Below are 19,754 nucleotides of genomic sequence, written 5' to 3'. Positions count from 1 at the left end.
AGGGGGCTGCCTGCTGGCAGCCCCCTTCCGCGTGCCGCCGCGTCTCAGCCCGCGACGGGAGCGGCGACGCCCGCGAACGAGGCGAGCTCGTCCAGGTGGTCGAGGTCGGTCATGTCGAGCACCTGCAGGTAGACGCGCTCGACGCCGTCGTCGGCGAGGCGGCCGAGCAGGTCCTCCACCTCGGCGCGCGAGCCGGCCACGCCGTGCTCGCGCAGCTCCTCGGGCGCGCGACCGATCGCATCCGCTCGCCGACGGAACGTCGCCTCGTCGTCGCCGACGCACGCGACGAGCGCGACCGAGCGCACGACCGGGCGCTCGCGCTCCTCGCGCTCGATCGCCTCATCGAGCGCGGCGAACAGCGGCCGGATGCGCTCGAACGGCGGGAACGAGAGGTTGTGCTCGTCGCCGAACTGCGCGGCGAGCCGTGGCGTGCGCTTCGCGCCCAGCCCGCCGACGATCACGGGGATGCGCTCCTGCACGGGCTTCGGGAGCGCGGGGGAGTCCTCGAGGCGGTAGTGGTCGCCGTCGAACGAGAATCGCGCGCCCGCGGGCGTCTGCCAGAACCCCGTCACGATCGCGAGCTGCTCCTCGAGCAGGTCGAAGCGGCGCTCGGGGAAGGGGATGCCGAAGGCGCGGTGCTCCTGCTCGAACCAGCCGGTGCCGAGGCCGAGCTCGACGCGGCCGCCCGACATCGCGTCGACGTTCGCGACCTGCACGGCGAGGATGCCGGGGAGCCGGTAGGTGACGGACGAGACGAGCGTGCCGAGCCGCACTCGCTCGGTGTCGCGCGCCAGGCCCGCGAGCGTCGTCCACGCATCCGTCGGCCCGTAGCCCGGGTCGCCGTCGCCCATGCGGAGGTAGTGGTCGGAGCGGAAGAAGCCGTCGAAGCCCAGCTGCTCGGTGCGCAGGGCGACCGCGAGCAGCTCGTCGTAGGAGGCGCCCTGCTGGGGCTCGGTGAAGATGCGGAAGTCCATGGAGCGAGCCTACGGAAGCGGCGCGCCGCTCGTGCATCCGGCACAACCGGTCGGTTGCGCGGGGCCCGGGTGGGCAGGATGGGCACCATGGACTACGGCTACATGCTCGGCTACTGGAAGGCCGCGCCGCCCGCGGGGGCGCTCGAGGCGGTGCAGGCGGCGGAGCGGCTCGGCTTCGACTCGATCTGGACCTCGGAGGCGTACGGGTCGGATGCGTTCACCCCGCTCGCGTGGTGGGGTGCGGCGACATCGCGCGTGCAGCTCGCGACCGGCATCGCGCAGCTCTCGGCGCGCACGGCCGCCTCGACGGCGATGACCGCGATGACGCTCGACCACCTCTCGGGCGGGAGGGTCATCCTCGGGCTCGGCGTGAGCGGGCCGCAGGTCGTGGAGGGCTGGTACGGGCAGCCGTTCCCGAAGCCGCTCGCCCGCACGCGCGAGTACGTCGCGATCCTGCGCAGCATCATGGCGCGCGAGGGGCCCGTCACGGCGCCCGGCCCGCAGCTGCCGCTCCCGCTCACGGGCGAGGGCACGACCGGGCTCGGCAAGCCGCTCATCTCGACCCTGCATCCGCTGCGGCAGCACATCCCCATCCACCTCGCCGCCGAGGGGCCGAAGAACACGGCGCTCGCGGCCGAGATCGCCGACGGCTGGCTGCCGTTCCTCTACTCGCCCGCGCAGGATGCCGCGTCGCGCGCGCTACTCGAGGAGGGCTTCGCGAAGCGCGATCCGGCGCTGCCGCCCGCGGATCGCTTCGAGGTCTCGGTGCCGGTGCCGATCGTCGTCGACGACGACGTCGAGGCCGCGGCCGACCGCGTGCGGCCGATGATCGCGCTCTACGTCGGCGGGATGGGCGCGAAGGGCGCGAACTTCCACTTCGACGCCGTCGCGCGGCTCGGCTTCGAGGCGGAGTGCGTGCGCGTGCAGGAGCTCTACCTCGCCGGGCGCAAGGCCGAGGCGATCGCGGCGGTGCCGACGCGGCTCGTCGACGAGATCGCGCTCGTCGGGCCGATCGAGCGCGTGCGCGACGGCCTCGCGCGCTGGGAGGAGTCGGTCGTCACGCGGATCCTCGTGCAGGGCGACCTCCGCACCCTCGAGGCGGTCGCGAGCCTCCGCGCCTGACCACCGGGTCGCCTCTACGATCGATCGAGTGCTGATCGACTGGGACTCGTGGGGCGGCGACGTGCTCTCGCCGGAGGCGAAAACGGCCAGGAAGCCAGCGCCGCCGAAGCGCGTGCCGGCCGAGCGAGACCTCGTCGTCGAGCGGCACGACGGCTTCGTCGGCGCCGTCGTCGGCATCGAGGCCGGCCACGTGCAGCTCGAGGACCGGCGCGGCAAGGTGCGGCTCTTCCCGCTCGGCCGCGGCTTCCTCGTCGACGGCGTCGAGGTCGAGCTCGTGCCGCCCGCGGTCGACCGGAGCGCGCCGACCCGCACGGCGTCGGGCTCGCGCGCGGTCGAGGGGCTCAAAGCGCGCGTGGCGCTCCCGAGCCGCATCCTCGTCGAGGGCACGCACGACGCCGAGCTCGTCGAGCAGGTGTGGGGCCACGACCTGCGGGTCGAGGGCGTCGTGGTCGAGCCGCTGCACGGCGTCGACGACCTCGCGGGCATCGTCGCGGAGTTCGCGCCCACGGCGACGCGCCGGCTCGGCATCCTCGTCGACCACCTCGTGCCGGGCTCGAAGGAGACCCGGATCGCCCAGGCCGTCGAGCGCGGCCCGCACGCCGCGCACGTTCGCATCGTGGGGCATCCGTTCATCGACATCTGGCAGGCCGTCAAGCCAGCGCGGCTCGGCATCGAGCGCTGGCCCGACGTGCCGCGCAGCGAGGACTGGAAGCAGGGCACGCTCAAGCGGCTCGGGATGCCGCACGGCTCCCAGGAGGACGTCGCGCGCGCGTGGCAGCGCATCCGCGGCCGCGTGCGCGACTGGAACGACCTCGAGCCGGCCCTGCTCGCCCGCGTCGAGGAGCTCATCGACTTCGTGACGACGGGCCACTCGGGCGGCTAGGCGATCGGCGGCACCTCGACGAAGCCCGGCAGCTTCGGGTCGCGCCCGTCACCGGAGGAGCGGCCCGTGAAGCGGCGGCCGAGCCACGGCAGCACGAACTCGCGGTAGTAGGCGACGTCGCGGCGGCCCTCGGCCGTCGAGATCGCGGCGAGGTCGCGCCACGACTCGGGCGCCGGGTGCCCGAGCGCGCGCAGCACGTTGCGGGCGACGTGCGCGTGCCCGGCGGCGTTGAGGTGCAGCCGGTCGCGCGACCAGAAGCGGGGGCTCCGCAGCTCGGCGTCCGACCAGTTGTCGACGTAGGGCGCGTCGAGGTCGGCGACGCGCGAGACGACCGCGCGCGCGAGCGCGTCGCCGCGGCGCTGCATGACGGCGCCGATCGGCATGACGCCCGAGGGGTTGCCGCCCGAGAGCATGATGGGGCGGATGCCCGCGGCCGCGATGCGGTGCGCGGCATCGGCGAGGCGCTCACCCACGTGGTCGATCGAGACCTTCGGCCGGAGGATGTCGTTGCCGCCGCCGTTGATGCTGATCGCGTCGGGGCGCAGCGCGATGGCCGCGTCGAGCTGCTCGTGCAGGATCTGGCCGAGCTTGCGGCCGCGGATGGCGAGGTTCGCGTAGCGCACGGGCGCGCCCTGGGCGGTCGCGAGGCCAGCGGCGACGAAGTCGGCCCAGCCGCGCACCGAGCCGTCGGGCAGCTCGTCGCCGACGCCCTCGGTGAAGCTGTCGCCGATGGCCACGAAGGATCCGATGTGCTGCACCCGTCGAGCCTACGCGCGCGCCGCGAGCGGCGCCTCGGGCTACACTGGCTCGCGACACGGGAGTCCGGTGCGCCGGGCTGAGAGGAAGGCCGAAGCCTTCGACCGTCAAACCTGATCTGGATCATGCCAGCGCAGGGAGGACACCTACCCGTGCCATTCCACCGAGAAGGGCACTGCATGACCACTGCACCCACCGCATCCGCCTCGTCGACCGGGCGCCGCCGCATCGGCCGCTGGCGCGTCGTCGACATCGTCGTCGCCGCCGTCCTCGGCGTCGCGACGGGCCTCATCTTCGTCCTCTGGAACAGCGTCGGCTACGCATGGTTCAGCGTCATGGACGCGCTCACCCCTGGCTTCGGCGGGCTCGCCGTCGGCATCTGGCTGCTCGGCGGCGTGCTCGGCGGCCTCATCATCCGCAAGCCCGGCGCCGCGCTCTTCGTCGAGCTGCTCGCCGCGACCGTCTCGATGCTGCTCGGCAGCCAGTGGGCGATCGAGACCGTCTACGCCGGCATCGCGCAGGGCCTCGGCGCCGAGCTCGTCTTCCTGCTCTTCGCCTACCGCCGCTTCGGCCTGCCCGTCGCGATGCTCGCGGGCGTCGGCGCGGCGATCGGCGCGTACGTGCTCGAGCTGTTCACCTCCGGCAACCTCGCGAAGAGCGCCGAGTTCCTCGCGATCTACCTCGGCTGCATCGCCGTCTCGGGCGCCGTCCTCGCCGGCGTCGTCGGCTGGCTCCTGACGCGGGCGCTCGCCGCTACGGGCGTGCTCGACCGGTTCGCCTCGGGGCGCTCGCGCTCCCGGTGACCGGTTCGCGCATCCGCGCGCGAGGGTGGGGCTGGCAGCACGCCGGCCGCCCTGCGCCCGCGCTCGCCGGGCTCGACCTCGACATCGAGCCCGGCGAGCGCGTGCTGCTGCTCGGCCCCTCGGGCGCGGGCAAGTCGACGCTGCTCGCCGCGCTCGCGGGCGTGCTCGGCGGCGACGAGGAGGGCGACGAGACCGGCGAGCTGCTCGTCGACGGCGCGCACCCCGCGAGCCGGCGCGGCCTCGCGGGGCTCGTGCTGCAGGACCCGCAGGCCAACACGATCATGTCGCGCGTCGGCGACGACGTCGCGTTCGGCTGCGAGAACCTCGCCGTGCCGCGCGAGGAGATCTGGCCGCGCGTGCGGGCCGCGCTCGACGCGGTGGGCCTCGACGTCGACCTCGACCGCTCGACCGCGGCGCTCTCGGGCGGGCAGCGGCAGCGGCTCGCGCTCGCGGGGGTCATCGCGATGCGGCCCGGCCTCATCCTGCTCGACGAGCCGACCGCGAACCTCGATCCCGTCGGCGTCGCCGAGGTGCGGGATGCGGTGGCTCGCGTGGCCGCCGACACCGGGGCGACGCTCGTCGTCGTCGAGCACCGCGTCGACACGTGGCTCCCGGTCGTCGACCGCGTCGTCGTGCTCGAGCCGGGCGCGGGCGTCGCGGCCGACGGCTCGCCCCACGCGGTGCTCGAGGTGCACGCCGAGCCGCTCGCGGCGGGCGGGGTGTGGGTGCCGGGGATCCCGGTCGAGGTCGATCGCGCGCGCCGCGCGGCCGGGCCGGCGCTGCTCGTCGCGGAGACGCTGCGCTCCGGCCGCGCCGGCGAGGCGGTGCACGAGCCCGTCGACGTCGAGGTGCGCGCGGGGGAGGCGCTCGTCGTCACCGGCCCGAACGGCGCCGGCAAGTCGACGCTCGCGCTCACGCTCGCGGGCCTCCTGCCACCGGTCGAGGGAGCGGTGCGGGCGACGCCGGAGCTGCGCGGCGACGTGGCGGTCGAGGCACCCGTCCGCTGGCGGCCGAAGCAGCTCGCGACCCGCATCGGCACCGTGTTCCAGCAGCCCGAGCACCAGTTCGTCGCGGCGCGCGTGCGAGACGAGGTCGCGGCGGGGCTGCGGGCGCTCGGGCGGAGCGACGCCGCGGTGAGCGAGCGCGTCGACGCGCTGCTCGCGGCGCTGCGGCTCGCCCACCTCGCCGACGTCAATCCCTTCACGCTCTCGGGCGGCGAGCAGCGGCGGCTCTCGGTCGCGACGGTGCTCGCGCCGGCGCCGCGCGTCATGGTGCTCGACGAGCCGACGTTCGGGCAGGACCGCCGCACGTGGCAGGAGCTCGTCCGGCTCATCGCCTCGCTCGTCGACGACGACGGGTGCGCGGTCGTCGCGGTGACGCACGACGCCGACGTCGAGCGCGTGCTCGGCGATCGGGTGCTCCGGCTGGGCGCCGCGTGAGGGCGCTCGAGCGGGTGAACCCCGTCACGCCGATCGTCGCGGCGGTGCTGTACTCCATCCCGATGCTCCTCACGATCGACGTCGTCAGCGCGGCCGTCGCGCTCGCCGCGTGGGCGATCGTCTTCGCGAGCGTCGGGATCGGCCCCCGCACCGTCGTGCGCCGCTCGTGGCCGCTCCTCATCGCGGCACCGCTCTCGGCCGTCAGCATGCTCCTGTACGCCGAACCGGCCGGACGCATCCACGCCCAGGTCTGGCTCGCGGTCATCAGCGACCGCTCGATCGAGCTCGCGCTCGCGATCGGCCTGCGCGTGCTCGCCATCGGCGTGCCGACGCTCGTCGCGCTCGTCGGCGTCGATCCGACGCGGCTCGCCGACGGGCTCGCGCAAGTCGCCCGGCTGCCGCACCGGTTCGTGCTCGCCGCGCTCGCGGGCACGCGGCTGTTCGGCGTGCTCGGGGAGGACTGGCGGCAGATCTCGCTCGCGCGGCGGGCGCGGGGGCTCGGCGACACGGGCGTCGTGCGCCGGTCGCTGCAAGCGGCGTTCGCGCTGCTCGTCGTCGCGCTGCGGCGGGGCGGCACGCTCGCGACCGCGATGGAGGCGCGCGGCTTCGGGGGGCCGGAGCGCACGTGGGCCCGCCCGTCGACGCTCGGCAGGCGCGACGCGGTGCTCGTGCTGCTCGTCGCCCTCGTGACGGCGACCGCGCTCGGCGTCTCGCTCGCGGCAGGATCGTTCTCGCCGGTGTGGGAGGGGGCGTGATGCTGACGATCGTCGATGGGCGCTCCGGCGCGGGCAAGACCGAGCTCGCCGCGCGGCTCGCGGCCGAGTCGGGCGCGCGCGTCATCCACATGGACGACCTCTACGCGGGCTGGCACGGCCTCGCGACCGGCTCGAGGCTGCTCGAGCGCGGCATCCTCGTGCCGCTCGCCGCCGGCCGCACGGCGGTGTGGCGGCGGTGGGACTGGGCGATCGGCGACTGGGGCGCCGAGGATCGCGCCGAGCCGGGCGAGCCGCTCATCGTCGAGGGCTGCGGCTCGCTCACGCTGCAGTCGCGCGAGCACGCCGACCGGGCGCTGTGGCTCGAGGCGCCGGAGGAGGTGCGGCACGCCCGCGCGCTCGCCCGCGACGGCGAGGACTCGTGGTGGATGCTGTGGCGCGAGCAGGAGGACGCGCACATCGCCGCGAATGATCCCGCCGCGCTCGCCGACGACGTCATCCGCACCTGAGCCGCGCTCTCCACAGCGGCGTGCCCCGGCCCCTCGCGTGTGGGTGCTGCCGGGGAGAATCGGGGCATGGAGTCGGAGCCCGGTGGCGGAGCGGAGGCGCTCGAGGCGCCCCCGCTCGAGCCGCGCTCGGCGGCCGAGATCGCCGCAGACGAGGAGCTCGACGCGTTCCTCGCCGAGCTGTCGGCGCAGGTGGCCGCGATGTCGGCGGAGCAGGTCGAGGCCGCGGCCGAGCGCGGCGCGCCGATCCCGCCGCTGCCGCGAGCGCCCGAGTCGGCGGCGGAACGGCGCTTGCGGCTCGACGAGGAGCTCGTCTCCGAGCTCGTGGCGATCGAGGCGCAGTCGGCGCGGCTCGAGGGCCGCCGGCGAGCGCTGCTCGCAGAGCACATGCAGCGGATGATCGACCAGGCCGGCGACACCGGCGCGATGCTGCGCGAGCTCGCGTCGTTCGCAGCGGTCGAGCTCGGTCTGACGACCCCGACCGTCGAGCGGCACATCACCGACGCATGGACCATCGTCGGCGAGCTCCCCGCCGCGCACGAGGCAGCCGCCGAGGGGCGCATCACCACGAGCCACCTGCGGATCATCGAGGCCGAGACCCGCGCGCTGCGCGACGACGCGGACGTCGCTCCGGCCGATCGCGACCGGGTGGTCGCCGAGCTCGTCGACGTCGCCGAGCGCACGAGCACCGCGAGGCTGCGGTCGAAGGCGAAGCAGGTCGTGAACGACGCGCTCTCGACGCCGTTGCAGGTCCGGCACGACTCGGCGCGGCAGCGGCGGCGGGTGGAGGTGTCGGATGCGGGTGATGGGATGGCGCACCTGTACGCGTTCCTGCCGGCGCTGGAGGCGTACGCGGTGCACGATCGGCTGACGCAGGCGGCGCGCGGGAAGCCGAAGGAGGATCCTCGCTCGTTCGACCAGTTCCGGGCGGATGCGTTCCAGGAGCTGCTGCTGTCGGGTGTGGTGCCGGAGGACCTGCACGGCACGTCCGGCATCCGGGTGAAGCCGATGATCGCGATCCCCGCGGGCGCGCTGTGCTTCGACGGCACGGCGGCGGAGGCGGAGGCTGCTGGTCACCGGTTCCCGGCGATGCTCGACGGGAAGGTGATCGTCGACCTCGAGACCGCCCGGCGGCTCGCGGGCGAGGCGCCGACGTGGCTGCGGCTGTTCACGCATCCGGTGACCGGTGTCGCGGTCACGGTCGACTCGTACACGCCGACCGCGGCGCAGCGGCACGTCCTGCTCGGCCGCGACGTGCGCTGCCGAGCACCCGGCTGCGACCGGCCGGCCCGCCGGGCCGATCTCGACCACACGATCGCGTGGTCACAGGGTGGCGAGACGAGCCTGTCGAACCTCGCCCACATCTGCCGCCGCGACCACTGCCTCAAGCACGACTCGCGCTGGGCCGTCGAGCAGCTGCCCGGTGGCGTGCTGCGCTGGACCTCACCGCTCGGACAGGTGATCGACGACCTGCCGGAGCCGGCCGGGCCGGTCTTCACCGACATGCCTCGCACGAGGCCGAGGCCGCCGAAGCGCACGGCCGCGCAGCGGCGAGCCGACCAGCGCGCAGCGCTCGAGCGGCTCGGCCGCTGGGACGATCCGACGACCTGGACCGAGCCCGATCCCGCGGTGCTGCGCGAGTGGCACGGGGCCCCGCTCGAACCAGCCGCGCAGGGGGATCCGAACGCTCCGCCGCCGCCGTTCTGACCTCCGCCAGCGCGACGCGGCCACTCGAGCATCGGCATCCCGGACGGCGCCGTCGTGCACCTAGGATCGCTCCTCGTGATCGATGAGCCGTACCCGTTGAGGCCGCAGCAGCGCGCGCTCCTGGCTCGCTGGCTCCCCGACGCGACGGTCCTCGCCGATCTCAGCTGGGGGCTCGTCGAGACCACGGTGCTCGACGTGGCCAGCCCGGAGGGGCGATGCATCGTGAAGGCAGGCGGCCGCGACGACCACCACATCGCAAGGGAGCTGCGGGCGCATCGGGAGTGGGTCCGGCCCTGGGTCACCACCGGACGCGCTCCGCAGCTGCTGTTCGGCGACGACACCGAGAAGCTGCTGGTCACGCGGTACCTCCCGGGCACGCTCGTGGAGGGGACCGGGGCGCAGCACGATCCGGAGGTCTACCGGCAGGCCGGCTCGCTCCTCGCCGCCTTCCACGGCCAGGCGTCGCGCTTCGACGAGCAGTGGAACGACCGGATCCTCCGACGCGTCGAGCGGCACCTCGCGCTGCCGCACCGGATCGATCCCGAGGTCGTGCGGCGCGTGCGGGCCGAGCTGTCCGCCTGGCCCGACGGCGGGGCTCGCGTGGTGCCCACGCACGGCGACTGGCAGCCCCGGAACTGGCTGATCGACGACGGCGTCGTCAGGATCATCGACTTCGGCCGCGCCGACCTGCGCCCCGCGGCCGACGACTTCGTCCGACTCGCACGACAGGACTTCGCGCGCGATCCGGCGCTGGAGGCGGCGTTCCTGGACGGGTACGACAGCGACCCCCGCGAACCGGAGGAGTGGCGGCGCGCCCTCGTGGCCGAAGCGGTGGGAACGGCCGTCTGGGCCTACGGCGTCGGCGACGCGAAGTTCGAGCAGCTCGGCCACCGGCTGCTGCTCGAGCTGTACCGCGAGACCGCCCGAGGCGGCTAGGCCCAGCCGAGCTCGTGCAGCTGCTCGTCGTCGATCCCGTAGAAGTGCGCGATCTCGTGCACGATCGTCGTCCGCACCTCGGCCCGCAGCTCCTCGAGCGAGTCCGTGGAGTCGAGGTGCGGGAGCCGGTAGACCATGATCCGATCGGGCAGCTCGCCGAACCCGTACTGGCCGCGCTCGGTGATCGCGACCCCCTCGTAGATGCCGAGCAAGTCCTCCTCGGGATGCTCGTCCTCGACGAGGAAGACGACGTTGTCGAGGCCCTCGACCATCTCGTCGGGCAGCTCGTCGAGCACGTCGGTGACGAGCGCCTCGAACGCGTCGTGGTCGAGCTCGAGCACCGCGACCGCCTCCCTCTGCATCCTCATCGTGAGCCTACCGAGGCCGAGCGTCCGCACCCTCGCTGATAGCGTCGAGAGCGACATGAGCAACCCTGGTCGTCCCCCTCGTCCCAACCGTCCGCAGCACGTGATGGAGGTCGTCCGCACCGAGCGGATCGCCCCGAGCATGGTGCGGCTCTGGATCGGCGGCGACGGCTTCGCGAGCTTCGCGCCCAACGCCTTCACCGACGCCTACGTCAAGCTCTGGTTCGCCAAGCCCGAGCTCGGCCTCGAGCCGCCCTACGACGTCGCGGCGCTCCGCGAGTCGCTCGCGCCCGACGACCTGCCGGTGACGCGCACCTACACCGTGCGCGCGATCGCCGACGACTCGTTCGCGATCGACGTCGTCGTGCACGGCGACCAGGGGCTCGCGGGCCCGTGGGCCGCGCGCGTGCAGCCGGGGGAGCGCGTCGTGTTCGGCGGACCGGGCGGCGCCTTCGCGCCCGACGAGACCGCTGCGTGGCACCTCTTCCTCGGCGACGAGTCGTCGCTCCCGGCGATCGCGCGCAGCGTCGAGGCGCTCCCCGCGACGGCTCGCGGCGCCGCGCTCATCGAGGTGCGGGATGCGTCGGAGGAGATCCCGTTCTCGGCTCCCGTCGGCTTCGACGTGCGGTGGCTGCACCGCGGCGAGGCGAGCGCGGACACCGTCGGCCTGCTCGCCGAGCAGACCGCGGCGCTCGAGCTGCCCGCCGGCCGCGGACAGGTCTTCGCGCACGGCGAGCGCGAGTCGATGAAGGCGCTCCGCGACGAGCTGCTCGTCCGCCGCGGCCTCGAGCGCTCGCAGGTCTCGCTCTCGGGCTACTGGGCGCTTGGCCGCACGGAGGACCGCTTCCAGGCCGAGAAGCGCGAGCCCATCGGCCAGATCCTGCCGCCGGAGCACGCGGCTTCCTAGTTGACCTCCAGCGCAGCCGGTCACACTGACCGCATGACGCGCGCGCAGGACGAGCTCATGGAGTCGGCCATCCTCGACCTCCTCGCACAGCGCCGCGAGGGAGCGACCATCTGCCCGAGCGACGCGGCGAAGGCCGTTGCGGGTCGCGACGAGGCCGGCTGGCGACCGCAGATGGACGCGGCGCGCGACGCCGCGAGGCGGCTCGTCGCCGCGGGCGCCGTCGAGGTGACCCAGCGCGGCAGCGTCGTCGACCTCGACAGCGCGAGGGGACCCATCCGCATCCGCCTCGTGCGCCCGCCGGGAGCGGCGGACGAGCCCGCGTGACGAGCCGGGGACGAGTGAAGGCCCGGAGGACATGATCCTCCGGGCCTTCCGCGTGGGGTGAGTAACGGGGCTTGAACCCGCGGCCTCCTCGACCACAACGAGGCGCTCTACCAACTGAGCTATACCCACCATGTGCGCGAGCGCAACCATGACAGCATACGACATCCGCGGCGCCCGCACGACATCGGCGGGGCGGTGTGTCAGCTGCCGAGGTACTCGCCGAAGCCCTCGACGACGTCGGCCGCGATCGCCTGGAGCTCCTCGCTCGAGCGACCCGGCGCATCCGTGAACACCGCGCGCCGGTAGTAGCGCAGCTCGCGGATCGACTCGAGGATGTCGGCGAGCGCGCGGTGGCCGCCCGCCTTCTCGGGGCTCTGGAAGTACGCGCGCGGGAACCAGCGGCGCGAGAGCTCCTTGATGCTCGAGACGTCGATCGAGCGGTAGTGCAGGAAGCCGTCGAGCGCCGGCATGTAGCGCGCGAGGAACATGCGGTCGGTGCCGATGGTGTTGCCGCCGACGGGCGCCGAGCGCTCGAGCGGCACGAAGCGCTGCACGTACTCGAGCACGAGCAGCTCCGCCTCGGCGAGCGAGACGCCGTGCTCGAGCTCGGCGTCGAGCCCGCTCGTCGCGTGCATCTGGCGCACGAACTCGCTCATCTGCTCGAGCGCCGCGTCCGACGGCTTGATGACGACCTGCAGGCCGGGGTCGAGCACCTGCAGCTCGAAGTCGGTGACGACGACCGCCACCTCGACGAGCTCGTCGACCGTGGGGTCGAGGCCCGTCATCTCGCAGTCGATCCAGACGATCCGGTCAGCGGCAGCCACACGCCGAGTCTACGGGCGGGCCGCCGGGGCTCAGTCCAGCTGCGCGAAGAGCTCGTCGGCGTCGATGTCGGCGAGCGTCGCGATCGTGCGCTCGGCGGGCACGGGCGATGCGGTCAGCTGGGTCGTGAGGAACCAGAGCCGCGCGCCGGCCGCGGCTGCCGAGCGCGCGCCGCTGCCCGAGTCCTCGAAGGCGATGCTCGCGGTCGCGTCGGCACCGAGGCGCCGGGCGGCGAGCGCGTAGGGCTCGGGGTCGGGCTTCGAGCGCTCGACGTCCTCCGAGGTGACGGCGAATCGCAGCGCGCCCTCCGGAGCGGCTTGGAGGAGCGCCTCCGCGTTCTCCCGCGTCGCGTTCGTGACGAGCGCGGCGGGCACGCCGGCCTCCGCGACCCGCTCGAGCAGCGCGAGGCTGCCGGGCAGCCACGGCGTCTCCTCGCGCACCGCTGCGGCGACGGTGCCCGCGACGGTGGCGATGATCGACGCGCGCTCCAGCGTCACCCCGCGCTCGCGCATCCGGTCGGCCCACTCGACCATCGGCCTGCCGGTCGTCCAGTGCGCGTCCTCGGCGGTCCACTCGATGCCCTGCACTCGGGCGAAGCGGCGCATCTCCGCGTGCCAGAGCGGCTCCGAGTCGATGAGCGTGCCGTCCATGTCGAACAGGAGTGCGCCGGGCATGCCTCCAGCCTGGCATGCGGCGGGGGCGCGCCCGACCGCCTCAGCGAGCGTCGCGGCGGTGGCGGCGCGCGAGCCGCTGCGCGACGCGATCGGCCGTGCCGACGAAGCGGCCGAGCGTGTGCACCGTGACGACCCGGTCGGATGCGGTGTCGACGGCGACGAAGGAGCCCGAGTCGCGCACGTGGCCGTTGTGCCAGCGCAGCGTGCCCGAGACCTGCCAGCCCGGGGCCCACGCATCCGCCCCTGTATCCCGCAGCGCGGCGCTCGCGTAGCGCTCGAGCGCATCGAACGTGCCCCAGAGCCCGCCGACGCCGACGAACGGGCCGGTGTGCATCGTCCACGGCGCGCGCGGGGCGCCGCTCCAGCCGCGCACGACCGGGCGTCGCTCGGCAGGAGGGTCGACGTCGACGTCGAGCACCCCGAGCGGCTCGAGCACGCGCTCGCGCGCGAGCTCCCACCACGGCCGATCGGTGAGGTCCTCGAGGGCGCGCGTGAGCACCGCGTAGCCGAGGTTCGAGTACTCGGGCGTGGGCCTCGGCTCGCGACGCCGATCCGCGAGCGTCGGCACGACCTCGGCGTCGAAGCGCTGGGTCGTGAAGGCGGCGTAGGGGTCGAGCGGGTCGGTCATGCCGACGGGCACGCGGGGGAGCCCGGACGTGTGCTCGATGAGCGAGCGCACGGTCACGGCGTCGGGGAGCAGCGTCGCCGGCAGCAGCGTGGCGACGGGCGCGTCGAGATCGAGCTCGCCGGCCTCGGCGAGCCGCGCGGCGATCGCGGCCGTGACCGTCTTCGTGATCGAGCCCCACTCGAGCATCGGGGCGCCTCGGTGCAGCGGGCCGATCCGCTCGGCGACTACGCGATCGCCATCCCGCAGCCGCGCTGCGGTGCTCCGGTCTCGGGCGAGGATGCTCACCGGCCTACTCTGCCACCCACGCCGCAACGAGATCGGGTCCGCACGAGCTCCCGGTAGATTGATCGGGCCCCCGTAGCTCAGCGGATAGAGCAGAGGCCTTCTAATCCTTTTGTCGCGGGTTCGACTCCCGCCGGGGGCGCATCCGGAGCCCTTCTCTGATGGGTTGACCCGATCGACGACCGTAGGCTGTCGTGGTGCTCCCGACGATCCTGCAGTCCACCCAGTCCTCCGACGAGCTGAGCGGCGTCGCCGGCTGGGCGGTGGGGCTCATGGACGCGATCGGCGCCCCCGGCGCCGCGGTCGCGATCGCCGCCGAGAACCTGTTCCCGCCCATCCCGAGCGAGGTCATCCTGCCGCTCGCGGGCTTCAGCGCGGCGCAGGGCACGTTCACCGTCGCCGAGGCGATCATCTGGACGACGATCGGCTCGGTCGTCGGCGCCCTCGTGCTCTACTTGCTCGGCCGCTGGCTCGGCCACGACCGGCTCGCCGCGATCGCCCGCAAGATGCCGCTCGTGCGAGCGAGCGACATCGACAAGACGACCGCCTGGTTCGCCAAGCACGGCTGGAAGACGGTGCTCTTCGGCCGCTTCCTGCCGATCTTCCGCAGCCTCATCTCGATCCCCGCGGGGATCGAGCGCATGCCGGTGCTGCTGTTCCTGGGGCTGACGCTCGTCGGCTCGGCCATCTGGAACACCATCTTCATCCTCATCGGCGTCTTCCTCGGCCGGAACTACCACGTCATCGAGCCCTACATGGACTGGCTGCAGTGGGTCGTGATCGGGCTCGTCATCGTCGTGCTCGTGTGGTTCGTCGTGCACCGGATGCTGCAGAACCGCAAGGAGGGGAAGCCGCTGCTGTCGGGGGAGTGACCTCTCGCGGGGAAGCGTCGTCGCGGATCGGGAATGACCGGGCGCGCGAGCGTGTTGTTCGAATTCGTACGACCTGACCACCGCTCCCGAAAGGCACCCATGCAGCACAGCTTCCCCGGCTACCAGCCCGGCACCTACGTCATCGACGGCTCGCACTCGAACGTCACGTTCTCCGTGCGCCACATGATGGTCGCGAAGGTCCGCGGCGAGATCGAGGGCCTCGAGGGCACGATCGTGCTCGCCGAGAAGCCGGAGGAGTCGTCGATCACCGCGACCGTCGACCCGTCGACCATCAACACCAAGAACGCCGACCGCGACCAGCACCTGCGGTCCAACGACTTCTTCGCCATCGACGAGCACCCCGAGTGGACCTTCGTCTCCACCGGCGGGCGCATCGAGGGCGACGACCTCTACGTCGACGGCGACCTGACGCTCCGCGGCGTGACGAAGCGCGTCGCGCTGCTCGTCGAGTTCGGCGGCATCGGCCCCGACACGTGGGGCAACACCCGCGCCGGCGCCTCGGCCCGCACGCGCATCAAGCGCTCCGAATTCGGCATCAGCTGGAACGTCGCGATCGAGACGGGCGGCGTCATGCTCTCCGACGAGGTCGACGTCGAGATCGAGATCTCCGCGATCCAGCAGGCGCCCGTCAGCGCCTGAGCTGCTCGCGCCTCGAACGGGGGCGGGGTCGGGGCGAGAGCCTCGGCCCCGCCCCTTCGCCGTCGCTGCGCGTCAGGGACCGGTGAAGCACGCGAGGGCGTCGTCGAGCGACCAGCACTGGCCGATCGGGAGCATCGCGGTGCCGCCGGGCACGAGCCGGCGCGCCTCGAAGGCGGGACCGTGCGCGCCGTCGATGCGCGCGATGTAGCCGAGGGCGAGGCCGGATGCGCTGACCACCCTCCAGAGGTCGTCGCGCACGCGCTTGGTCGCCACGTGCGGCGCGTGCGGGGCGGTGCGCCGCTGGGCGGTCGACATGATGGCCATGGCGTGCTCCTTCCTTCCTGCCTGCGACGCTAGGGGCGGCCGCCCACATCGGGATCCCACAGCGTGCGCCGCTACGCTGGCGGCATGCAGGAGATCGTGCTCGCCGGTGGTTGCTTCTGGTGCCTCGACGCCGCCTACCGCGTCGTCGACGGCGTCGACGACGTCGTGTCGGGCTACACGGGCGGCTCGGTGCCGCACCCGAGCTACGAGCTCGTGTGCACGGGCTCGACGGGCCACGCCGAGGCCGTGAAGGTCATCTACGACGAGGAACGGCTGCCGACCGAGGTCGTGCTCGACATGTTCTTCACGATGCACGACCCGCGGCAGCTCAACCGCCAGGGCAACGACATCGGCACGCAGTACCGCTCGGCGATGTTCTACCGCGACGATGCCGAGCGCGAGCGCTTCGAGGCCGCGATCGCACGGGCGGGCGAGTGGTGGCCGGGCGAGATCGTCACGACGCTCGAGCCGCTCGGCGAGTTCTACGACGCCGAGGACCACCACCAGGACTTCTTCGCGAAGAACCCGACGCAGGGCTACTGCCTCGCCGTCGCCGCTCCGAAGGTCAACAAGATCCGAGCCGGCTTCGCGGAGTACCTGCGCGGCTGAGGCCGTTCTCCACAGGCCTCCCGCCGAGGTCTGCGCGCTCCGCTCGCGCCGGTGCATCCTCGCCCGCATGAGCGAAGCAATCTCCGTGGTCGGGTCCATCGGCACCGACCCCATCCTGAAGTCCGTCGCCGGCGACCAGGTCGCCGAGTTCCGCATCGCCTGCAAGTCGCGCCGCAAGGACGGCGACGACTGGGTCGATGCCCACACCAACTGGTTCACCGTCGAGGCGTGGGGCGGCTTCGCGCGGAACGTCATCACGTCGGTCCGGAAGGGCGACGTCGTCGTGGTGCTCGGCAGGCTCAAGGTCGACCAGTGGGAGTCGGGGGAGCGCCGCGGCACGAGCGTCAAGATCCGTGCCGACCACATCGGCCACTCGATGCGGGTGAGCCCCACGTCGCGCGACCGGCGCCCCCGCGACGATGCCGAGCAGCGCGCGGCCGAGCAGCCCGGCTCCTCGCCCGACCCGATGGAGGCGTCACCTCCGGAGACGCCGGAGCCCGCGTTCGTCGGAGCGCGCGTCGAGCACTGGGGTGCTCCGATCGACGAGCCCGAGACGCCGTTCTGAGCCCGCACCCCTGGTGCGCGGCGCCGCGGCCGGATACCGTGACGACGACCCGAGCGACGAGGAGGTCCACCGATGGAATGGCTGATGATCGTCTTCCTGGTGCTGATCTTCGCGATCGCGACCGCGTTCCTGCTCGCGATCGACGCGGTCAGCGCCGTGCTCGCGAGGCTCGTCGTCTCGGTCGCCGGCCGCGTGCGGCGCGGCAGGAGCTCGGCGCTCTGAGCTCGCCCGGCGAGCGGGGCTGCGAGACGGCACCGTCCTAGACTGGATGCGTCCCGTCACGCATCGGAGGAGGGCGCGTGCGCCAGCTCGCGGCAGTCGCGCTCGTCGGCGTCCTCGCGCTCGTCGGCTGCGCAGCCGAAGAGGCCTCGCCGGCACCCGCGCCGTCGTCATCCGGCTCGCGCGGCGGCGCGGAGGCCGGTGCCGCGACGGATCCCGAGCTCGACGCCTTCCGCGCGGCGCTCGAGGGCCACTCGCCCGCCGATCCAGCGGCGCTCGTCGCCGCGGTCGAGGCGGCCGGCTTCGAGCGCTCCGCGATCGAGCGCACGCGCGAGGTCGACTCGCTCGGCGAGCCCGTGACCTTCCTCGAGGTCGCCGTCCGGCAGGGCGAGTCGTGCCTCCTCGGCCAGGTCGGCGATGGCGAGCCGACGGCGCTCCGCGTCGACGCCCTCGGTGGCGGCCGGTGCCTCGTGGGCGAGATCGTCACCGTAGACTGAGGGCATGGCCGAGTACATCTTCTCCATGGTGCGCGCCCGCAAGACGGTGGGCGACAAGGTGATCCTCGACGACGTCACGACCGCGATCCTGCCGGGCGCGAAGATCGGCGTCGTCGGACCCAACGGTGCGGGGAAGTCGACGATCCTGAAGATCATCGCCGGCCTCGACACGCCCTCCAACGGCGACGCGAAGCTCACGCCGGGCTACTCCGTCGGCATCCTCATGCAGGAGCCGGAGCTCGACGAGTCGAAGACGGTGCTCGAGAACGTGCAGGAGGCCTTCGGCCACCTGACGGCGAAGATCACGCGCTTCAACGAGATCTCCGCCGAGATGGCGAACCCCGACGCCGACTTCGACGCGCTCATGGCCGAGATGGGCACGCTGCAGGAGGAGATCGACGCCGCCGACGCGTGGGATCTCGACTCGCAGCTCGAGCAGGCGATGGATGCGCTGCGCTGCCCGCCGGGCGACTGGCCCGTCACCAACCTCTCCGGCGGTGAGCGCCGCCGCGTCGCGCTCTGCAAGCTCCTGCTCGAGAAGCCCGACCTGCTGCTGCTCGACGAGCCGACGAACCACCTCGACGCCGAGAGCGTGCTGTGGCTCGAGCAGCACCTCGCGAAGTACCCCGGCGCCGTCATGGCCGTCACGCACGACCGCTACTTCCTCGACCACGTCGCCGGCTGGATCTGCGAGGTCGACCGCGGCCGCCTCTACCCCTACGAGGGCAACTACTCGACCTACCTCGAGAAGAAGGCCGAGCGCCTGCAGGTGCAGGGCAAGAAGGACGCGAAGCTCGCCAAGCGCCTCTCCGAGGAGCTCGACTGGGTGCGCTCCAACGCGAAGGGCCGCCAGGCGAAGTCGAAGGCGCGCCTCGCCCGCTACGAGGAGATGGCCGCCGAGGCCGAGCGCACCAGGAAGCTCGACTTCGAGGAGATCCAGATCCCGCCGGGCCCGCGCCTCGGCTCGATCGTGCTCGAGGCGAACGACCTCGAGAAGGGCTTCGACGACCGCACGCTCATCGACGGGCTCTCGTTCACGCTGCCGCGCAACGGCATCGTCGGCGTCATCGGCCCGAACGGCGTGGGCAAGACGACGCTGTTCAAGACGATCGTCGGGCTCGAGCCGCTCGACGGCGGCTCGCTCAAGATCGGTGAGACCGTCAAGCTCAGCTACGTCGACCAGGGCCGGGCGAACATCGACCCGAACAAGAACCTGTGGGAGGTCGTCTCCGACGGGCTCGACTACATCCAGGTCGGCAACGTCGAGATCCCCTCGCGCGCCTACGTCTCGCAGTTCGGCTTCAAGGGGCCCGACCAGCAGAAGAAGGCCGGCGTGCTCTCCGGTGGAGAGCGCAACCGCCTCAACCTCGCGCTCACCCTCAAGCAGGGCGGCAACCTGCTGCTGCTCGACGAGCCGACGAACGACCTCGACATCGAGACGCTCGGCAGCCTCGAGAACGCGCTGCTCGAGTTCCCCGGCTGCGCCGTCGTCATCACGCACGACCGGTGGTTCCTCGACCGCATCGCCACGCACATCCTCGCGTACGAGGGCACCGACGAGGAGCCGGCGAACTGGCACTGGTTCGAGGGCAACTTCGAGGCCTACGAGCAGAACAAGATCGAGCGCCTCGGGCCGGACGCGGCGAAGCCGCACCGCTCGGCCTACCGGAAGCTCACGAGGGACTGATGCGCCTCGCGGTGCCGGTGACGGTCCGCTGGTCGGACCTCGATGCCTACGGGCACGTCAACAACGCATCGCTGCTGACGCTCCTCGAGGAGGCGCGCGTCGCCGCCTTCTGGGCAGGCGGGCCCGAGGGCTCGCCGGCGACGGCGATCATCGACGCCGGCCACGGGGCGACGAGCATCACGGTCATCGCCCGCCAGGAGGCCGAGTACCTCGGCCAGATCCCGCACCACCGCGAGCCGCTCATCGTCGACACCTGGATCGGCCACATGGGCGGCGCGAGCATGCTCGTCTGCTACGAGGTGCGCTCGCCGGACCGCGCCGAGCTGTACGCGCGGGCGACGACGACGGTCGTGATGCTGGATGCGTCCACAGGCCGGCCGCGTCGGCTCACGGCGGTCGAGCGCGAGGCGTGGGCGCCCTACCTCGAGGAGCCGATCGAGTTCCGCCGTCGCTGAGGCGCCGCCGATAGGCTGACGGGGC

The 19,754-nt window shown here is 73.0% G+C and carries 25 protein-coding genes, 2 tRNA genes and 1 riboswitch; of the genes, 19 read left to right on the top strand and 8 right to left on the bottom strand.

Annotation, left to right across the window (positions count from 1 at the left end):
- Positions 1–44 precede the first annotated feature (44 nt).
- Positions 45–974: an LLM class F420-dependent oxidoreductase gene (locus tag JQT67_RS02345; protein WP_208063302.1), complete on the bottom strand. Its 930-nt coding sequence runs from the start codon at positions 972–974 to the stop codon at positions 45–47.
- A gap of 87 nt (positions 975–1,061) precedes the next feature.
- Between JQT67_RS02345 and JQT67_RS02340 the strand changes: the two genes are divergently transcribed.
- Together JQT67_RS02340 and JQT67_RS02335 are read left to right on the top strand one after the other, a co-directional pair.
- Complete coding sequence (locus tag JQT67_RS02340; protein WP_208063301.1) at positions 1,062–2,096, top strand: LLM class F420-dependent oxidoreductase; 1,035 nt, start codon at positions 1,062–1,064, stop codon at positions 2,094–2,096.
- Between the two features lie 28 nt (positions 2,097–2,124).
- Positions 2,125–2,979, top strand: a complete 855-nt coding sequence (locus JQT67_RS02335; protein WP_374222108.1) for a DUF3097 domain-containing protein — start codon at positions 2,125–2,127, stop codon at positions 2,977–2,979.
- On the opposite strand, the gene JQT67_RS02330 is transcribed toward JQT67_RS02335, so the two are convergent.
- Positions 2,976–3,737: an SGNH/GDSL hydrolase family protein gene (locus JQT67_RS02330; protein ID WP_208063300.1), complete on the bottom strand. Its 762-nt coding sequence runs from the start codon at positions 3,735–3,737 to the stop codon at positions 2,976–2,978. The genes JQT67_RS02335 and JQT67_RS02330 overlap by 4 nt on opposite strands.
- 46 nt (positions 3,738–3,783) lie before the next feature.
- Positions 3,784–3,893, top strand: a riboswitch (TPP riboswitch).
- 21 nt (positions 3,894–3,914) lie between these two features.
- On the opposite strand from JQT67_RS02330, the gene JQT67_RS02325 reads away from it, so the two are divergent.
- The 6 genes from JQT67_RS02325 to JQT67_RS02300 all read left to right on the top strand — a co-directional run bounded on the left by JQT67_RS02325 (position 3,915) and on the right by JQT67_RS02300 (position 9,839).
- Positions 3,915–4,538 carry an ECF transporter S component gene (locus tag JQT67_RS02325; protein WP_208063299.1) on the top strand — a complete coding sequence of 208 codons (624 nt, stop codon included), beginning with the start codon at positions 3,915–3,917 and terminating at the stop codon, positions 4,536–4,538.
- Positions 4,535–5,977 (top strand): ABC transporter ATP-binding protein, encoded by a 1,443-nt coding sequence (locus tag JQT67_RS02320; RefSeq protein ID WP_208063298.1) that lies wholly within the window; start codon positions 4,535–4,537, stop codon positions 5,975–5,977. Before JQT67_RS02325 ends, JQT67_RS02320 begins: the two co-directional genes overlap by 4 nt.
- Positions 5,974–6,732 (top strand): energy-coupling factor transporter transmembrane protein EcfT, encoded by a 759-nt coding sequence (locus JQT67_RS02315; protein ID WP_208063297.1) that lies wholly within the window; start codon positions 5,974–5,976, stop codon positions 6,730–6,732. The genes JQT67_RS02320 and JQT67_RS02315 overlap by 4 nt, the downstream gene beginning before the upstream one ends.
- Positions 6,732–7,199: an ATP-binding protein gene (locus JQT67_RS02310; protein ID WP_208063296.1), complete on the top strand. Its 468-nt coding sequence runs from the start codon at positions 6,732–6,734 to the stop codon at positions 7,197–7,199. Before JQT67_RS02315 ends, JQT67_RS02310 begins: the two co-directional genes overlap by 1 nt.
- A gap of 66 nt (positions 7,200–7,265) precedes the next feature.
- Positions 7,266–8,903, top strand: coding sequence for an HNH endonuclease signature motif containing protein (locus JQT67_RS02305; RefSeq protein WP_208063295.1), 1,638 nt, complete (start codon positions 7,266–7,268; stop codon positions 8,901–8,903).
- 75 nt (positions 8,904–8,978) lie between these two features.
- Entirely contained in the window at positions 8,979–9,839 is an 861-nt protein-coding gene (locus JQT67_RS02300; protein WP_307864162.1) for a phosphotransferase, read from the top strand.
- Here the strand turns inward: JQT67_RS02300 and JQT67_RS02295 are convergent.
- Positions 9,836–10,207 carry a metallopeptidase family protein gene (locus tag JQT67_RS02295; RefSeq protein WP_243755503.1) on the bottom strand — a complete coding sequence of 124 codons (372 nt, stop codon included), beginning with the start codon at positions 10,205–10,207 and terminating at the stop codon, positions 9,836–9,838. The genes JQT67_RS02300 and JQT67_RS02295 overlap by 4 nt on opposite strands.
- A gap of 55 nt (positions 10,208–10,262) precedes the next feature.
- On the opposite strand from JQT67_RS02295, the gene JQT67_RS02290 reads away from it, so the two are divergent.
- Entirely contained in the window at positions 10,263–11,111 is an 849-nt protein-coding gene (locus tag JQT67_RS02290; protein ID WP_208063294.1) for a siderophore-interacting protein, read from the top strand.
- 33 nt (positions 11,112–11,144) lie between these two features.
- Positions 11,145–11,435 carry a DUF3253 domain-containing protein gene (locus JQT67_RS02285; RefSeq protein ID WP_208063293.1) on the top strand — a complete coding sequence of 97 codons (291 nt, stop codon included), beginning with the start codon at positions 11,145–11,147 and terminating at the stop codon, positions 11,433–11,435.
- A 53-nt stretch (positions 11,436–11,488) separates the two neighbouring features.
- Here JQT67_RS02285 and JQT67_RS02280 read toward each other — a convergent pair.
- From JQT67_RS02280 to JQT67_RS02265, 4 genes are all read right to left on the bottom strand, one after another.
- Positions 11,489–11,564 (bottom strand) — tRNA-His (locus JQT67_RS02280).
- 71 nt (positions 11,565–11,635) lie between these two features.
- A complete protein-coding gene (gene orn / locus JQT67_RS02275) occupies positions 11,636–12,259 on the bottom strand; it encodes an oligoribonuclease (RefSeq protein WP_307864161.1) in 624 nt (207 codons plus the stop codon).
- A 30-nt stretch (positions 12,260–12,289) separates the two neighbouring features.
- Positions 12,290–12,931, bottom strand: a complete 642-nt coding sequence (locus JQT67_RS02270; protein WP_021011374.1) for an HAD family phosphatase — start codon at positions 12,929–12,931, stop codon at positions 12,290–12,292.
- Positions 12,932–12,971: 40 nt separating this feature from the next.
- Positions 12,972–13,844: a serine hydrolase gene (locus JQT67_RS02265; RefSeq protein WP_208063292.1), complete on the bottom strand. Its 873-nt coding sequence runs from the start codon at positions 13,842–13,844 to the stop codon at positions 12,972–12,974.
- A gap of 66 nt (positions 13,845–13,910) precedes the next feature.
- On the opposite strand from JQT67_RS02265, the gene JQT67_RS02260 reads away from it, so the two are divergent.
- The 3 genes from JQT67_RS02260 (at position 13,911) to JQT67_RS02250 (ending at position 15,373) form a co-directional block, all read left to right on the top strand.
- Positions 13,911–13,983: transfer RNA gene (locus JQT67_RS02260), tRNA-Arg, on the top strand.
- A 55-nt stretch (positions 13,984–14,038) separates the two neighbouring features.
- Positions 14,039–14,713, top strand: a complete 675-nt coding sequence (locus tag JQT67_RS02255; protein WP_307864160.1) for a DedA family protein — start codon at positions 14,039–14,041, stop codon at positions 14,711–14,713.
- 99 nt (positions 14,714–14,812) lie between these two features.
- Positions 14,813–15,373 carry a YceI family protein gene (locus JQT67_RS02250; RefSeq protein WP_208063291.1) on the top strand — a complete coding sequence of 187 codons (561 nt, stop codon included), beginning with the start codon at positions 14,813–14,815 and terminating at the stop codon, positions 15,371–15,373.
- Between the two features lie 72 nt (positions 15,374–15,445).
- Here JQT67_RS02250 and JQT67_RS02245 read toward each other — a convergent pair whose 3' ends face one another.
- Positions 15,446–15,697: a hypothetical protein gene (locus JQT67_RS02245; RefSeq protein ID WP_021011370.1), complete on the bottom strand. Its 252-nt coding sequence runs from the start codon at positions 15,695–15,697 to the stop codon at positions 15,446–15,448.
- 84 nt (positions 15,698–15,781) lie between these two features.
- Here JQT67_RS02245 and msrA point away from each other — a divergent pair, with 84 nt between their 5' ends.
- The 6 genes from msrA to JQT67_RS02215 all read left to right on the top strand — a co-directional run bounded on the left by msrA (position 15,782) and on the right by JQT67_RS02215 (position 19,729).
- Entirely contained in the window at positions 15,782–16,306 is a 525-nt protein-coding gene (gene msrA, locus JQT67_RS02240; RefSeq protein WP_208063290.1) for a peptide-methionine (S)-S-oxide reductase MsrA, read from the top strand.
- A 67-nt stretch (positions 16,307–16,373) separates the two neighbouring features.
- Positions 16,374–16,871 carry a single-stranded DNA-binding protein gene (locus tag JQT67_RS02235; RefSeq protein ID WP_208063289.1) on the top strand — a complete coding sequence of 166 codons (498 nt, stop codon included), beginning with the start codon at positions 16,374–16,376 and terminating at the stop codon, positions 16,869–16,871.
- A 72-nt stretch (positions 16,872–16,943) separates the two neighbouring features.
- A complete protein-coding gene (locus JQT67_RS02230; protein ID WP_208063288.1) occupies positions 16,944–17,093 on the top strand; it encodes a hypothetical protein in 150 nt (49 codons plus the stop codon).
- 77 nt (positions 17,094–17,170) lie between these two features.
- The gene (locus JQT67_RS02225) at positions 17,171–17,587 is read left to right on the top strand and encodes a hypothetical protein (RefSeq protein WP_208063287.1); all 417 of its coding nucleotides are present in this window, start codon (positions 17,171–17,173) and stop codon (positions 17,585–17,587) included.
- Positions 17,588–17,591: 4 nt separating this feature from the next.
- On the top strand, positions 17,592–19,274 hold the full coding sequence (ettA, locus tag JQT67_RS02220; protein ID WP_021011365.1) for an energy-dependent translational throttle protein EttA: 1,683 nt from the start codon (positions 17,592–17,594) through the stop codon (positions 19,272–19,274).
- Positions 19,274–19,729 (top strand): thioesterase family protein, encoded by a 456-nt coding sequence (locus tag JQT67_RS02215; protein ID WP_208063286.1) that lies wholly within the window; start codon positions 19,274–19,276, stop codon positions 19,727–19,729. The genes ettA and JQT67_RS02215 overlap by 1 nt, the downstream gene beginning before the upstream one ends.
- Positions 19,730–19,754 lie beyond the last annotated feature (25 nt).

The organism is Agrococcus sp. TF02-05 (genome assembly GCF_017565345.1).
In the GTDB taxonomy this organism is placed as follows: Bacteria; Actinomycetota; Actinomycetes; order Actinomycetales; family Microbacteriaceae; genus Agrococcus; species Agrococcus pavilionensis.
The sequence above is the reverse complement of the archived record's forward strand: the minus strand, read 5'-3'. Positions and strand labels throughout refer to the sequence as shown.

Excerpts from the sequence above, each read along its gene's own strand:
- JQT67_RS02285 (WP_208063293.1), top strand. The coding sequence starts at position 11,145 with ATGACGCGCGCGCAGGACGAGCTCATGGAGTCGGCCATCCTCGACCTC.
- JQT67_RS02230 (WP_208063288.1), top strand. The coding sequence starts at position 16,944 with ATGGAATGGCTGATGATCGTCTTCCTGGTGCTGATCTTCGCGATCGCG.
- JQT67_RS02345 (WP_208063302.1), bottom strand. The coding sequence starts at position 974 with ATGGACTTCCGCATCTTCACCGAGCCCCAGCAGGGCGCCTCCTACGAC.
- JQT67_RS02290 (WP_208063294.1), top strand. The coding sequence starts at position 10,263 with ATGAGCAACCCTGGTCGTCCCCCTCGTCCCAACCGTCCGCAGCACGTG.
- JQT67_RS02305 (WP_208063295.1), top strand. The coding sequence starts at position 7,266 with ATGGAGTCGGAGCCCGGTGGCGGAGCGGAGGCGCTCGAGGCGCCCCCG.
- JQT67_RS02325 (WP_208063299.1), top strand. The coding sequence starts at position 3,915 with ATGACCACTGCACCCACCGCATCCGCCTCGTCGACCGGGCGCCGCCGC.
- JQT67_RS02295 (WP_243755503.1), bottom strand. The coding sequence starts at position 10,207 with ATGAGGATGCAGAGGGAGGCGGTCGCGGTGCTCGAGCTCGACCACGAC.
- JQT67_RS02245 (WP_021011370.1), bottom strand. The coding sequence starts at position 15,697 with ATGGCCATCATGTCGACCGCCCAGCGGCGCACCGCCCCGCACGCGCCG.
- JQT67_RS02340 (WP_208063301.1), top strand. The coding sequence starts at position 1,062 with ATGGACTACGGCTACATGCTCGGCTACTGGAAGGCCGCGCCGCCCGCG.
- JQT67_RS02270 (WP_021011374.1), bottom strand. The coding sequence starts at position 12,931 with ATGCCCGGCGCACTCCTGTTCGACATGGACGGCACGCTCATCGACTCG.
- JQT67_RS02310 (WP_208063296.1), top strand. The coding sequence starts at position 6,732 with ATGCTGACGATCGTCGATGGGCGCTCCGGCGCGGGCAAGACCGAGCTC.
- JQT67_RS02250 (WP_208063291.1), top strand. The coding sequence starts at position 14,813 with ATGCAGCACAGCTTCCCCGGCTACCAGCCCGGCACCTACGTCATCGAC.
- JQT67_RS02235 (WP_208063289.1), top strand. The coding sequence starts at position 16,374 with ATGAGCGAAGCAATCTCCGTGGTCGGGTCCATCGGCACCGACCCCATC.
- ettA (WP_021011365.1), top strand. The coding sequence starts at position 17,592 with ATGGCCGAGTACATCTTCTCCATGGTGCGCGCCCGCAAGACGGTGGGC.
- JQT67_RS02215 (WP_208063286.1), top strand. The coding sequence starts at position 19,274 with ATGCGCCTCGCGGTGCCGGTGACGGTCCGCTGGTCGGACCTCGATGCC.
- msrA (WP_208063290.1), top strand. The coding sequence starts at position 15,782 with ATGCAGGAGATCGTGCTCGCCGGTGGTTGCTTCTGGTGCCTCGACGCC.